Source organism: Stenotrophomonas bentonitica, from assembly GCF_002887735.1.
In the GTDB taxonomy this organism is placed as follows: Bacteria; Pseudomonadota; Gammaproteobacteria; order Xanthomonadales; family Xanthomonadaceae; genus Stenotrophomonas; species Stenotrophomonas bentonitica_A.
Genome location: NZ_PKQP01000001.1, coordinates 666089 through 679163, shown reverse-complemented (window position 1 = coordinate 679163; position 13075 = coordinate 666089). Strand labels below are relative to the sequence as shown.

The 13075-nt window shown below is 69.6% G+C and carries 11 protein-coding genes; 8 read left to right on the top strand and 3 right to left on the bottom strand.

What is annotated here, in order from left to right; genetic code table 11:
• The first annotated feature begins 25 nt into the window (after window positions 1-25).
• Window positions 26-1588, top strand: a complete 1563-nt coding sequence (locus tag C0R07_RS02985) for a hypothetical protein (protein WP_102788150.1) — start codon at window positions 26-28, stop codon at window positions 1586-1588.
• Here C0R07_RS02985 and C0R07_RS02980 read toward each other — a convergent pair.
• On the bottom strand, window positions 1585-3684 hold the full coding sequence (locus C0R07_RS02980; RefSeq protein ID WP_070471298.1) for a glycosyltransferase: 2100 nt from the start codon (window positions 3682-3684) through the stop codon (window positions 1585-1587). The two genes, C0R07_RS02985 and C0R07_RS02980, sit on opposite strands and share 4 nt — an antisense overlap.
• A 96-nt stretch (window positions 3685-3780) precedes the next feature.
• On the opposite strand from C0R07_RS02980, the gene mrcB reads away from it, so the two are divergent.
• From mrcB to tsaB, 4 genes are all read left to right on the top strand, one after another.
• A complete protein-coding gene (gene mrcB / locus C0R07_RS02975) occupies window positions 3781-6222 on the top strand; it encodes a penicillin-binding protein 1B (protein ID WP_102788149.1) in 2442 nt (813 codons plus the stop codon).
• A 15-nt stretch (window positions 6223-6237) separates the two neighbouring features.
• Window positions 6238-6765, top strand: coding sequence for a hypothetical protein (locus tag C0R07_RS02970; RefSeq protein ID WP_070471301.1), 528 nt, complete (start codon window positions 6238-6240; stop codon window positions 6763-6765).
• Between the two features lie 69 nt (window positions 6766-6834).
• Window positions 6835-8892 carry an ATP-dependent DNA helicase gene (locus C0R07_RS02965; protein ID WP_070471303.1) on the top strand — a complete coding sequence of 686 codons (2058 nt, stop codon included), beginning with the start codon at window positions 6835-6837 and terminating at the stop codon, window positions 8890-8892.
• 5 nt (window positions 8893-8897) lie between these two features.
• A complete protein-coding gene (gene tsaB / locus C0R07_RS02960; protein ID WP_070471304.1) occupies window positions 8898-9605 on the top strand; it encodes a tRNA (adenosine(37)-N6)-threonylcarbamoyltransferase complex dimerization subunit type 1 TsaB in 708 nt (235 codons plus the stop codon).
• 28 nt (window positions 9606-9633) lie between these two features.
• On the opposite strand, the gene C0R07_RS02955 is transcribed toward tsaB, so the two are convergent.
• Together C0R07_RS02955 and gshB are read right to left on the bottom strand one after the other, a co-directional pair.
• Window positions 9634-10521 carry an energy transducer TonB family protein gene (locus C0R07_RS02955; protein WP_046272680.1) on the bottom strand — a complete coding sequence of 296 codons (888 nt, stop codon included), beginning with the start codon at window positions 10519-10521 and terminating at the stop codon, window positions 9634-9636.
• On the bottom strand, window positions 10518-11468 hold the full coding sequence (gene gshB, locus C0R07_RS02950) for a glutathione synthase (RefSeq protein WP_019185140.1): 951 nt from the start codon (window positions 11466-11468) through the stop codon (window positions 10518-10520). Before gshB ends, C0R07_RS02955 begins: the two co-directional genes overlap by 4 nt.
• Window positions 11469-11727: 259 nt before the next feature.
• Here gshB and pilG point away from each other — a divergent pair, with 259 nt between their 5' ends.
• From pilG to C0R07_RS02935, 3 genes are read left to right on the top strand one after another with little or no spacing between them, the layout of a single operon-like run.
• The gene (gene pilG, locus C0R07_RS02945) at window positions 11728-12129 is read left to right on the top strand and encodes a twitching motility response regulator PilG (RefSeq protein WP_019185139.1); all 402 of its coding nucleotides are present in this window, start codon (window positions 11728-11730) and stop codon (window positions 12127-12129) included.
• Window positions 12130-12147: 18 nt separating this feature from the next.
• Window positions 12148-12510, top strand: a complete 363-nt coding sequence (locus C0R07_RS02940) for a response regulator (protein ID WP_019185138.1) — start codon at window positions 12148-12150, stop codon at window positions 12508-12510.
• Complete coding sequence (locus tag C0R07_RS02935) at window positions 12510-13040, top strand: chemotaxis protein CheW (RefSeq protein WP_070471308.1); 531 nt, start codon at window positions 12510-12512, stop codon at window positions 13038-13040. Before C0R07_RS02940 ends, C0R07_RS02935 begins: the two co-directional genes overlap by 1 nt.
• The last annotated feature ends 35 nt before the right edge of the window (window positions 13041-13075 follow it).

The following is a 13075-nucleotide window of genomic DNA, read 5'->3' as shown; positions in this document are numbered from 1 at the left end:
ACGTGCCCCACGCTAGGCTCGCGGCATGAGCCGGGACGATGACAGGCATGATGCCGCGCACGAGGCGCTGCGGCGGGTGCGCCGCGAGGGGCGCTGGTGGTGGGTGCAGGCGCGCCACGCCAAGCGCATCTGGCGCTGGGCGTTGCTGATCGCCGTGCTGCTGTTCGTGGCCCTGGCGCTGTTGCGCCGGCCGCTGGCGAACTGGTTCTGGAATGAACCGCAGATCGAGCAGCTGCTCGACCAGGGCGATCGCGCGCTGGCCGCAGGCCGCCTGACCCTGCCCGACGGCAGCGGCGCACGTGAGTCCTATCAAGCAGCGCTGGCGCTGGACAACGACCGGCTGCAGGCACGCACCGGCCTGGCCCGTACCGGCCAGGCGGCACTGCAGCAGGCGCGTGCTGCACTGGAACGCGGCGACCCGGCGGCCGCGACGACAGCGCTGGCCCTGGCGCGCGAGCTGCAGGTGCCGCAGCGCGAAGCCGACGCGGTGGCGCAGCAGCTGCGCGCGCACGACCAGGCACGCGCGGGGATCGGCGCCTTGCTCGGCCGCGCCGAAGCGGCCCTGCAGGCGCAACGGCTCGATGGCAGCCCGGACAGCGCGCTGCCGCTGTTCCAGCAGGTGCTCACGCTCTCGCCCAACCAGGTGCGTGCGCTGGAAGGGCGTGAGGATGCGCTGTCCGACCTCCTCCAGCAGGCGCGCACGGCGGCCGGGCGCGGCGATGTCGCACGCGCGGCCGAACGCGTGCGCAGTGCCCGGGGCTTCGACGCCGGACATGTCGATCTGCCGGCCACCCAGGAGGCACTGAACAACGTACTGGAGCGGCGCCAGCGCGAAGGCGAAGCCGCGCTGCGCCGGCAGAAACTGGAGGCTGCGGCGGAGGCCTTCGCCGCGGTGCTTGCCGCCTTGCCCGACGATCCTGCCGCACACCGCGGCCAGCAGCAGGTGGCCGATGCGCAGCTCTCGCGTGCGACGCGGCTGGCCGGCAATTTCCGTTTCGACGAAGCGGCCCAGGCGGTGCAGCAGGCTGAAACGCTGGGCGCTTCCACGCGCGCGCTGGAGACGGCGCGGCATGCCATCGAGCAGGCGCGTCGTTCGCAGGCCGCGTTGAAGACCCCGGCGGTGCCGCGGGCGCAGCGCGAACGCACGCTGCAGGGCCTGCTCACGCGCCTGGAAGAGGCCGAGGGCCGTGGCAATTTCCTGGATCCCCCCGGCCGCAGTGCCTACGACGCGCTGCGTGAGGCCCAGGGGGTTGCGCCGCAGGACCCGCGTGTTCGCGCGGCGGCGCAGCGGTTGTTGCCAGCGAGCCGGCAGTGTTTCGAGGATCGCCTGCGCGAGAACCGGGTACTAGGGGCCGGAGCCTGTCTGGAGGCCTGGCAGACCCTGTCCTCCAGCGACGCAGGCCAGGCTGCGGCAAGGCGCCGGCTGGCGCAGCGTTGGTTGGCGATCGGCAGCGAGCGGCTTGGCTCGGGCGATATCACCTTCGCGCAACAGGCGCTGGTGCAGGCGCGCCGCTGGCAGCCGGACCTGCCCGAGCTGCCGGCATTTGCCGAACGCCTGCGCAGTGCCGGTGGCGGCGCGGGAGCCTAGGCCAGGAACACCCGCTGTACGGTGGCGCGGGCGGCATCCAGCGAGAAGTGGTCCACGATGTTCTGCAGCCCGGCGGTGGAGAGCCGGCGCCACAGGGCCTCATCCTGGTACAGCCGGACCACGGCCTGGGCGAACGCCTCGGCATCATCGGCCACCAGTACATCCTCGCCATCGCGCAGGTGCATGCCTTCCACGCCGCAGGTGGTGGCGACCACGGGCTGGCCGTGCGCCATGCTGAGATTCACCTTGCCCTTGACCCCCGCGCCGAAGCGCAGCGGCGCCACGGCGATGCGCACGCCGTCCATGTACGGCACCACGTCCGGCACGAAGCCATGGATGTCCACACCGGGCTGGGTCGCGGCCAGCTCGCGCAGCGCATCGGGCACGGCTGCGCCGATGCAGTGGAACCGGATATCGGGCAGCTGCGCGCGGATGCGCGCGAAGACCTCACCGATGAACCACTGCATGGCATCCAGGTTCGGCGGATGACGGAAGCCGCCAACGAACACCAGGTCCCGACGCTCGGCCCAGTCGGGGCCCGCGCCTGCAACTTCATGCAGGTTGGAGATCAGTTCCACCGTCGCGCCCGGCGCATCGATGCGCAGCTGCTCGCGCTCGGCCGCGCTGACCAGCACGGTCACATCGACCTGATCCATCACCGCCAGCTCGCGTGCGCGGGTGCGCTCGGCATTGCGCAGCAGGCCTGCATCGCCGGCGATCTCCGCACCACGGCGCTCGCGCAGGTAATGCAGGTCGACGGTGTCGAACACGGTGCGCGCCTGCGGCGCGAAGCTGCGCAGCAGCGGCAGGCACTCGTGGGCAACGTGGTAGCGCACCATCATCACCACCCCGAAGCGGGCGCCGTTGGCGCGCAGCCACGGTGCCACGCCGTCGAGGTAGGGCGCGTACCAGACCTCCACGCCCAGTGCCTGCAGCGCCTCGGTGGCGGCGCCGGCATGCTCGCGCCGGGTCGGCACGAACACCACATGGACGCCCTCGTCGAGCAGCATCCGGATCAGGTTGTACTGGCGCAGCGAGGCCGAGTCGCGATCCGGCTGCGGCACTTCTTCATCCAGGATCAGGACCTGGCGCTGGGCGCGATGCAGCAGGGCCGGCGAGGGCACGCTGCCCACGCTCGGCTGCGCTTGCAGCGCCTTGGCCCACTTCGCCGCGAACACCCCACGGTTGCGGACCTGGTAGGCCTTGACCCCGCTGCCGGTATCGGTGCCGTTGCTGGTGCCCTCGTCATGCACCACGCGGCTGGCCGGCTGCACCAGCACGCGGTGGCCACTTTCGCGGACGGCGAAGGCCAGGTCGGTATCTTCGTAGTAGGCGGGCTTGTAACGCAGATCGAAGCCGCCAAGCTGGTCCCACAAGGCGCGGGGGATCATCAACGCCGCGCCGGAGCAGTAGTCGGCATCGCGCAGCGCGCTGTAGCGCGGATCCTCGGGTGACTCGAAGCGGCCATAGCTCCAGCCGCTGCCGTCCTGGAAGATCACGCCACCGGATTCCTGCAGGCGGCCATCGGGGTAGAGCAGCTGCGCACCGACCAGGCCGGCACGCGGCACCCGAGCAAAGGTGGCGAGCAGGGCATCCAGCCAGCCCGGCTGGGGCACGGTGTCGTTGTTGAGCAGCACCACGTACTGGCCACGCGAGCGGGCCACGCCATCGTTGCAGGCCTCGATGAATCCGCCGTTGGTTGGCCGCACCTCATAGCGCAGCCCGCGGACCTGCGGCATCCAGGCGGTGGTTTCGTCGCTGCTGCCGTCGTCCACCACCAGGATCTCGCAGTCGACCTGCGGCGGGTGGGCCGCCAGCGCCCGCAGGCAGGCCAGCGTGTGGCCGGCATGGTTGTAGACCGGAATGATGATGCTGACCACCGGGCGCTCGCTGGCCGGGACCGTGAACGGCGCGAACGGTGTGGCCTCCGGCAGGAACAGCGGTGCGCCGCGCGGGGCGGGCACGGCCTGGGTATGGACCCGGATGCGCTGCCAGGTGGCGCGCCAGCCCCGGGTGCGCAGGCTGGCCAGACTGCGACGGAACAGGCCGAGCATGCGGTTCAGGAAATAGCGAGCATCGGCCAAGGACATCGACATCCCGTTGCAACTCCAGCTTAAGCGGGGGAACCCGGGAGAACGCGCCGCTCGCGGTGGCTGCGTTAGACTCGCCGGACTTCATATTCTCGCATCCCCGTGCCCCGACGCTACGATTCCGACGACATCGACGAGTTCGACGACGACACCGAAAGCCGCGGCCCGCTGTGGCGGCGCCGGTTGATCACCTGGGGCATGGCGGCTGTCGCGCTGGGGCTGGGCTTCCTGATCCCCTATACCGTGTACCTGAACCAACAGGTCACCCAGCGCTTCGGCGAGCTGCGCTGGCAGATTCCCACCCGTGTCTATGCGCGCCCACTGGCGTTGGCGCCGGGTGTGGCCATGGATGCGGCCACGCTCAAGACCGAGCTGGCGGCGTCGGCCTACCGCGATGACGGGATCGGCAAGTCGCCGGCCACGTACACGCAGGAAGGCGGGCGCTTCGTCATTTCCAGCCGTGGCTACAACGATGTGGATGGCCGGGTCGCCCCGCGCCGCGTCGAGCTGAGCCTGTCCGGCGGGTCGATCGCCTCGCTGCGCGATCCCGACAGCCGCAAGGCCCTCAAGGCCGCGCGCCTGGATCCGGCCCGTATCGCCACGCTGTACGGCCAGAAGCAGGAAGAGCGCCGGCTGGTTCGCATCGAGGAAACCCCCGAGCTGCTGGTCACCGGCCTGCAGGCGGTGGAGGACAAGGATTTCAGCCGCCACCACGGTATCGATCTGAGCGGTATCGCCCGCGCGGTGTGGGTGACCGTGCGCTCCGGCGGCCAGAGCCGCCAGGGTGCCTCGACGCTGACCCAGCAGCTGGCCCGCAGCGGCCTGCTCGGGATCGGCAAAGAGCAGACCGTCACCCGCAAATTCAACGAGGTGCTGTACGCGCTGATCATGGAGGCGCGCTACGACAAGCGCACCATCCTGGAGGCCTACCTCAACCAGGTCTACCTGGGCCAGCGCGGCAGCCAGGCCATCCATGGCATGTCCTCGGGTGCGGAATTCTGGTTCGGCCGTGATCTGGCTTCGCTCAACACCGAGCACGTCGCGCTGCTGATCGGCCTGGTCAAGGGCCCGTCCTATTACGACCCGCGCCGCAATCCCGAACGCGCGCTGGACCGCCGCAACTTCGTGCTGGGCAAGCTGCGCGAGGCCAATCTGATCGACGATGCCGAGTACAAGCGTGCCGTCGAGGCGCCGCTGGGTGTCCCCAAGACCCCGGGGCTTATCGCGGCCAACCGCTTCCCGGCCTATGTGGATCTGGTCCGGCGCCAGCTCGGCCACGACTATCCGGAGTCCGTGTTGCAGGGCGCCGGGCTGAGCGTGATGACCGGCATGGCACCGTCTGCCCAGGCGTATGCCGAAGGCGCGGTCACCAAGACGATCAAATCGCTGGAGAGCAAGCGTCGCCCCGAGCTGCAGGCCGGCCTGGTCCTGACCGACGTCCACAACGGCGATGTGCTTGCCGTGGTCGGCAGCCGCGAAGTGTCCGAGCCGGGCTTCAACCGCGCCATCGAGGCGCAGCGTCCGGTGGGTTCGCTGCTCAAGCCATTCGTGTACCTGCTGGCGCTGGCGCAGCCGGACCGCTACTCGCTGTCCAGCTGGGTCGACGATTCCCCGGTGACGGTACAGCTCAGCCGCGGCAAGCAATGGTCACCGGGCAACGCGGACAACCGCAGTCACGGCACGGTCCGCCTGATCGACGCACTCGCCCATTCCTACAACCAGGCCACGGTGCGGGTGGGTATGCAGGTCGGCCCGGAGCGGGTCACGCAGTTGATCCACGTCCTGGCCGGGATCAAGGCCGACCCCAATCCAGCGGTGATCCTGGGCTCCACCGATCAGAGCCCGTATGCGATGGCCCAGCTGTACCAGTTCCTGGCCTCCGGCGGTGAAATCCAGCCGCTGCATGCGGTGCGTGGCGTGCTCGATCCGCAGGGCAAGCTGATGAAGCGCTACGACAAGACCCCGGCGCCGGCGCAGGAGGGCGACTCGATCGCCGCGAACCTGATCAGCATCGGCCTGCAGCAGGTCGTGGCCAGCGGTACCGCGCAGCGCCTCAACGCCGATGGGCTGGGCCGCCTGCAGCCGGCGGGCAAGACCGGCACCACCAATGATGGTCGCGACAGCTGGTACGCCGGCTACACCGGCGACCACCTGGCGGTGATCTGGATGGGCAATGACCAGAACCAGCAGGCCGGGCTGTATGGCGCGACCGGCTCGATGCGGGTCTGGTCGGGCATCTTCCAGCGCCTGCCGAGCGCGCCCCTGAAGGTGAGCAACAAGGGCCTGGACTGGCAGTACGTGGAGGCCAGCGGTACCGCCACCACCGATGAAGGCTGCCCGGGCGCGCGTCGTTTCCCGTTCGTGGTGGGGTATACCCCATCCTACGTCCCGTGCGCCGCGCCGAGCGCGTTGCCCGAAGGCGAGGGCGGCGAGCAGAGCGAAGGCGGTGGCTGGCGCAGCTGGTTCGGCCTGGAGAAGAAGCCCGAGCCCGCCCCCGAACCGGCGCAGAATGCACCGGCCACCCCCCCCGCCCGTCAACCCTGATCAAGGCCAGCCTGCATGACCACCCGATTCCTGATCCGTTCCGCTTCGCTGGCCACGCTCTGCCTGGCCCTGGCCGCCTGCGTCACCCCGCCGCCGGTGGTGAAGGCGCCCGTCGATACCACCACGCCGGCCCAGCGCCTGGCGGCCGTGGATGCCGCCGCCGGCAACGACGACAAGGAACTGGCCGTGCAGCCACTGCGCGACAGCGAAGTGGAAGATCTGCGCCAGGCCGCGCTGGCCCGCCGCCAGGCCAATGATCTGGCCGGCGCCGCGGCCGCGCTCGACCAGGCGCTGGCGATCATGGCCTCGGATCCATCGGTGCTGCAGGACCGCGCCGAAATCGCGCTGCTGCAGGGTGAGTGGGCGGCTGCCGAAACCTTCGCCCGCAAGTCGGTCGAGCTGGGCTCCAAGACCGGCCCGCTGTGCCGCCGCCATTGGGCGACGATCGAACAGTCGCGCTTGGCCCGGGGTGAAAAAGAGAATGCCGCCTCGGCGCATGCCCAGCTGGAAGGCTGCACGGTGCCGGGCATCATGCGTTACTGATGCAGCGCGAAAGCGGATGCGTGACGGCGTAGCGCCGGGCGCAACCCGGCAGCCTCTATCATTGTCGTCATGTCCCAACTCGCACACGCCAGCCGCGATGCCCTCAGTGAGGGCGGTGCGCTCGCCAGCCAGCTCGATGCCTTTGTGCCGCGCCCGGCCCAGCTGCGCCTGACCGCGGCGATCGCCGAAGCGTTCGACCAGCGCGACGTGCTGCTGGCCGAGGCAGGCACCGGCACCGGCAAGACCTATGCGTATCTGGTGCCTGCGCTGCTGTCCGGGCTGAAGACCATCATCTCCACCGGGACCCGCGCGCTGCAGGACCAGCTGTACCACCGCGATCTGCCGCGGGTGCGTGCCGCGCTCGGCGTGGGGCACAGCAGTGCGCTGCTGAAAGGACGTGCCAACTACCTGTGCCGCTATCGATTGCAGCAGGCCCGCGGCGAACCCCGCTTCAGCTCCCCCGAGCAGGTCGCACAGTTCCAGCGGATCCTCGCATGGTCCGGACGCACGAAATTCGGCGACATGGCCGAGCTGGACGCGCTGCCGGAAGACTCGCCGCTGTACCCGATGGTGACCTCCACCGTCGACAACTGTCTGGGCACCGAATGCCCGTTCTGGGACGACTGCTTCGTCGTGCAGGCACGGCAGCGGGCGCAGGCCGCCGATGTGGTGGTGGTCAACCACCATCTGCTGCTGGCCGATCTGGCGCTCAAGCAGGAAGGCTTCGGCGAAATCCTCCCCGGTGCGCAGGCGTTCGTGATCGACGAGGCGCACCAGCTGCCGGAACTGGCCGCCAACTTCTTCGGTGAAGGCTTCGGCATGCGCCCGTGGCAGGAACTGGCGCGCGACTGCCTGGCCGAGAGCCGCAGCGTGGCCGGTGCCCAGGCGGCGTTGCAGGTGCCGGCTGCCGCACTCGAGCAGACCCTGCGCGACCTGCGCGTGGCGATGGATGGGCTGCCGCCGCGCGGCACCCAGTGGCGTGCGCTGACCGTGCCGCAGGTGCGCGATGGCTTCGACATGGCGATGAGCACGCTGGTGCAGCTGCGCGATGCGCTGGCGGGCGTGCGTGAAGCATCGCCCGGCCTGGATGCCTGCCATGCGCGTGCGATGGACGCCGTCGCCCGCTTGTCGCGCTGGCTCGGTGAGGACGCACCGATGCTGGATTTCGACACCGACCCTGAGCAGGCGCCGCCACCGGCCGAGGTGCTCTGGTACGAGCTGACCCCGCGTGGCTTCCGTTGCCAGCGCACGCCGATGGATGTGTCCGGCCCGCTGCGCGAGCATCGGCAACGCTCGATGGCAGCCTGGGTGTTCACCTCGGCCACGCTGACCGTGGACGGCGGTTTCGAGCATATTTCCCAACGGCTGGGCCTGGATGATCCGGTCAGCCTGCTGCAGCCCAGCCCGTTTGATTGGGCCCATCAGGCGCTGTGTTACCTGCCGACCGATCTGCCCGATCCAGCCGCGCGTGGCTTCGGCACCGCCTTGATCCGCGCATTGACCCCGGTGCTGGAGGCCTCGCACGGGCGCGCGTTCCTGCTGTTCGCCTCGCACCGCGCGCTGCGCGAAGCCGCCGAGGCGCTGCGCGATGCACCGTGGCCGCTGTTCGTGCAGGGCGAGGCACCGCGTGCGACCTTGCTGCAGCGGTTCCGCGAGTCGGGCAATGGGGTACTGCTGGGCTCGGCCAGTTTCCGCGAGGGCGTGGACGTGGTGGGCGATGCGCTGAGCGTGGTGGTGATCGACAAACTGCCGTTCGCCGCGCCGGATGACCCGGTGTTCGAGGCGCGGCTGGACGCGATCCGCCGCGATGGCGGCAATCCCTTCCGCGACGAGCAGTTGCCGCAGGCGGTGATCGCGCTCAAGCAGGGGGTGGGTCGCCTGATCCGCAGCGAGACCGATCGCGGGGTGCTGGTGCTGTGCGACCCGCGCCTGCTCAGCCGCGGCTATGGCCGGATCTTCCTGGATTCCCTGCCGCCGTTCCGTCGCACCCGCTCGCTGGCCGATGTGCAGGCCTTCTTTGCGCCACAATGGCCCGTCCTCGGCGCTCCGCCTGCACCAGCGCCCGTCGCTGCGCCGCCCGTGCGGGCTGTACCGCCGACCGATGACTTTCCTACTTCCCTGTTCTGACCGCCATGAAACTGCTCGCCTTTGAAACCGCCACCGAAGCCTGCTCCGTCGCCCTGTATGTGGATGGGCAGGTCACTGAGCGCTTCGAGATCGCGCCGCGCCGCCACGCCGAACTCAGCCTGCCCTGGGCCGAGGCGCTGCTGGCCGAGGCGGGTGTGGCCCGTTCGCAGCTGGATGCGATCGCACTGGGCCGCGGCCCGGGCGCGTTCACGGGGGTGCGGCTGGCGATCGCCATCGCCCAGGGCATCGCCCTGGCGCTGGACCGCCCGCTGATCGCGGTCTCCACCCTGCAGGCGCTGGCGCTGCGTGCGCCGGCGGACGCCGATCAAGTGCTGGCCAGCATTGATGCGCGCATGGGCGAGGTCTATGCCGCGCGCCATGTCCGGATCGACGGGCAGTGGCAGTTGCAGGGCGAGGAAATCGTCTGCGCGCCCGAGCAGGTGGTGTTGCCCGGGGGCTCGCGCTGGTTCGGCGTGGGGACTGGCTTTGGTGCGGCCGAGGGCGTGCTGGCCACGCGGCTGGCCGATCAGCTGACCGGCGTGGACGCGCAGGCATTGCCGCGTGCGTCGGACGTACTTGCGCTGGCGGTGCCGGCGTTCCAGCGCGGCGAAGGCGTGGCACCGGAGTTGGTGGAGCCGGCGTATCTGCGCAACAACGTGGCGCTGACCCTGGTGGAACAGCAGGCCGCGCGGGCGGCCAAGGCCGCCCGGTAGAGCCGACCGTTGGTCGGCTATCGCCCCCTCAGCGGTCGTCGCGCAGCTCCCCGCCGGGCAGGAACACCCAGGTGCGGGTGACCTGCAGGATGTCGATCGCATCCTCGGTCTTGGGCAGTGGCGGGAACGGCTGGGCGAGCGTGATCACGCGCAGCGCGGTTTCATCGAGCAGCGGGGTGCCGCTGGACTGCAGGATGCGGGCACTTTCCACCGTGCCGTCGCGGCGCACCCCGACGGTGATCACTACCTGCCCGCCGAGCCGGCGCGCGCGCGCCTCGTCGGGGTAATTCAGATTGCCGACACGCTCGGCGCGGTCGACCCAGGCACGCAGATAGTTGGCATAGGCGTATTCGCGGGTACTGGCCGAAACGAACTTGCGGTTCGGGCGCTTGGCGTACTGCGCCGAGCGCAGGTGCACTTCGGCGGCCAGCCGTGCCATCTCCACGTCACGCTGCTCGCGCGCGGTCATCGGCGCATCCGGGCGGGGCTGCTCGGGCAGCGGCTGTGGCTGGGCTGCCGCAACCGTGTCGGTGCCATTGCGGCTGTTGACCACGCGGGTCTGCGGCGGCGGCACGCTGGCCGCCTCCTGGCGCTGCTGCGGAACCGGCGACAGCCCGGCCTGCGCCTGCGGCACGATCCCGGCCTGGTTGTCGCGCGGGCGCTGCACCTTGTCGTGGTCGCCGCCACCCTGCTGGTTGGCCTGGGCCAGGAAGTCGGCCTGCTTGGGCGTCAGCGGTGTCTGGGTCTGGCTGAAGATCACATCCAGGGTCGGTACCAGCGGGGCGCTGTCACTCACCGCGAAGCCGACCCCGAGGATCAGCAGGGCGTGCACGAGCACCGACAGCGTCAGGGTCGCGCCCAGCCGCTGGGATTCGCGCGCCTGCCACGTCGGCACCGGGGCGACGCTGGCGCTCATCGCGGCAGGCCGGCCTCGATCGCGTCGAACAGGGTGCCGGCGATGTTCAGCCCGAACTGGGCGTCGAGCTCGCGCACGCAGGTCGGGCTGGTGACGTTGACTTCGGTCAGGTAGTCGCCGATCACGTCCAGGCCGACGAAGCGCATGCCGCGGCGCTTCATTTCCGGCCCGACCTGGGCGGCGATCCAGCGGTCGCGCTCGCTCAGCGGGCGGCCTTCGCCGCGGCCGCCGGCGGCCAGGTTGCCGCGGAATTCGTCGCCCTGCGGAATCCGCGCCAGGCAGTAATCCACCGGCTCGCCATCCACCAGCAGGATGCGCTTGTCGCCGGCGGTGATGTCCGGGATGAACTTCTGCGCCAGGGCCAGCGTGCGCTCGCCGTCGGTCAGGGTTTCCAGGATCACGTTGAGGTTGGGGTCGCCGGTGCCGCTGCGGAAGATCGAGCGGCCGCCCATGCCGTCCAGCGGCTTGAGCACGGCCTGGCCGTGTTCGAGCACGAAGGCCTTCAGGTCGGCGTTGCGACGGCTGACCAGGGTCGGCGGACAGCACTGCGGGAACAGCAGGGCGGCCAGTTTCTCGTTGTAGTCGCGCAGTCCCTGCGGGTCGTTGACCACCATCGCACCGGCCTGCTGGGCGACGCTGAGCACGTGGGTGTCGTAGATGAATTCGGCATCGACCGGCGGGTCCTTGCGCATCAGCACGACCTGGCCGGGGCCGAACACGGTCTGGCTGAAGTCGCCCAGGGTGAACCAGTCGTTCTTGTCCTCGCGCACCTGCAGCGGGGCGGTGCGGGCGATGGCCTGGCCGTCGCGCAGGGCCAGCCCACCGGGGCTGACGTAGTGCAGGGCATGGCCGCGGCGCTGGGCTTCCAGCAGCATCGCGAAGGTGGTGTCCTTGGCAATCTTGATATGGGCGATGGGGTCCATCACCACGATGACATTCAACGGCATGGTCGCAACCTGGCGGGCAGGCCGATGATGGTAGCGACAATGGCCCGGCAATGCCTGCCCCGGGGGCCGGAACGCAGTGTCCGGCCCGGCCGGGGAACGGGCCGGGTTTGCGCAAAAGGGGCGTGCCGCGCACCGGCGGGGCCGCTCGCGGCGGGGCCGCGGTGGGTGTGCTTGAAGCGCGCGCCGGTATTGGGATATAGATACGCTTTCGCAGCGGCGCCGGGGATCAGCGCAAGCGTCGCGAGCTTGGGGAAAGGTAATGACTGAATACATGGCTGCGGGTGGGGAACTCGCAGGGCTGCGCGTGATGGTCATCGATGATTCGAAGACCATCCGCAGGACCGCGGAAACCCTGTTGAAGCGGGAAGGCTGCGAGGTGGTGACCGCGACCGATGGTTTCGAGGCGTTGGCCAAGATCGCCGACCAACAGCCGCAGATCATCTTCGTGGACATCATGATGCCGCGGCTGGACGGGTATCAGACCTGTGCGCTGATCAAGGGCAACCAGCTGTTCAAAGCCACGCCGGTGATCATGCTGTCCTCCAAGGACGGCCTGTTCGACAAGGCGCGCGGCCGCATCGTCGGCTCGGAGCAGTACCTGACCAAGCCATTCACGCGTGAAGAACTGCTGGGTGCCATCCGCACATACGTCAACGCCTGACCAGGGGGGAAAGGCACAATGGCTCGAATCGTACTGATCGAGGATTCACCGACCGACCGTGCGGTGTTCACGCAATGGTTGACCAAGGCCGGTCATGAAGTCCTGGAAGCGGACAACGCCGAGGACGGGCTCAAACTCGTGCGCGAGCAGTCCCCGCAGCTGGTGCTGATGGACGTGGTCCTGCCGGGCATGAGTGGCTTCCAGGCCACCCGTGCGATGGCGCGCGACGCGGCCACCAAACATATCCCGGTGGTCATCGTCAGCACCAAGGCGATGGAAACCGACAAGGCGTGGGGGCTGCGCCAGGGGGCGGCCGACTACATCGTCAAGCCGCCGCGCGAGGAGGAACTGATCGCGCGGATCAACCAGTTGGTGGTCTGATGCGTTCTCCTTTCGACATCCTCCAGGGCTATGAGCGGCGCAGCCTGGCCCATGCGGTGCAGCTGCCCGAGCGGCAGTTCTCGCAGGACCTGTGGCGTGGCGTCGGTTACCGGGTCGGCAAGCGCCGGCTGGTGTCGGATTTCCGCGAAGTGGTGGAAATCGTGCCGATGCCGCCGGTCACTCCGGTGCCCGGCGCGCAGCCGTGGCTGCTGGGCGTGGGCAACCTGCGCGGCAACCTGTTCCCGGTGGTCGACCTGAAGTTCTTCCTGGAAGGCGAGCGCACCGTGCAGCAGGAAGGCCAGCGCGTGCTGATCATGCGCCAGGCCGGCGGTGACGTGGCGCTGACCATCGATGAACTGTTCGGCCAGCGCAGCTTCGAGCTGGACCAGAACATCGTCGCCGGCGATCTGGCCACCGGCCGCTACGCACATTTCATCGATCGCGCCTTCCATGGCGATGGCCATGACTGGGGCGTGTTCTCGCTGTCGCTGCTGTCGCGTACCCCCGAATTCAGGCAGGCCGCGGCCTGACCGCAGGCGCCTGTCTCTCCGTATTGAAGATCGAG

Excerpts from the sequence above, each read along its gene's own strand:
- C0R07_RS02965 (WP_070471303.1), top strand. The coding sequence starts at position 6,835 with ATGTCCCAACTCGCACACGCCAGCCGCGATGCCCTCAGTGAGGGCGGT.
- C0R07_RS02980 (WP_070471298.1), bottom strand. The coding sequence starts at position 3,684 with ATGTCGATGTCCTTGGCCGATGCTCGCTATTTCCTGAACCGCATGCTC.
- C0R07_RS02970 (WP_070471301.1), top strand. The coding sequence starts at position 6,238 with ATGACCACCCGATTCCTGATCCGTTCCGCTTCGCTGGCCACGCTCTGC.
- C0R07_RS02940 (WP_019185138.1), top strand. The coding sequence starts at position 12,148 with ATGGCTCGAATCGTACTGATCGAGGATTCACCGACCGACCGTGCGGTG.
- C0R07_RS02985 (WP_102788150.1), top strand. The coding sequence starts at position 26 with ATGAGCCGGGACGATGACAGGCATGATGCCGCGCACGAGGCGCTGCGG.
- pilG (WP_019185139.1), top strand. The coding sequence starts at position 11,728 with ATGACTGAATACATGGCTGCGGGTGGGGAACTCGCAGGGCTGCGCGTG.
- C0R07_RS02955 (WP_046272680.1), bottom strand. The coding sequence starts at position 10,521 with ATGAGCGCCAGCGTCGCCCCGGTGCCGACGTGGCAGGCGCGCGAATCC.
- tsaB (WP_070471304.1), top strand. The coding sequence starts at position 8,898 with ATGAAACTGCTCGCCTTTGAAACCGCCACCGAAGCCTGCTCCGTCGCC.
- C0R07_RS02935 (WP_070471308.1), top strand. The coding sequence starts at position 12,510 with ATGCGTTCTCCTTTCGACATCCTCCAGGGCTATGAGCGGCGCAGCCTG.
- gshB (WP_019185140.1), bottom strand. The coding sequence starts at position 11,468 with ATGCCGTTGAATGTCATCGTGGTGATGGACCCCATCGCCCATATCAAG.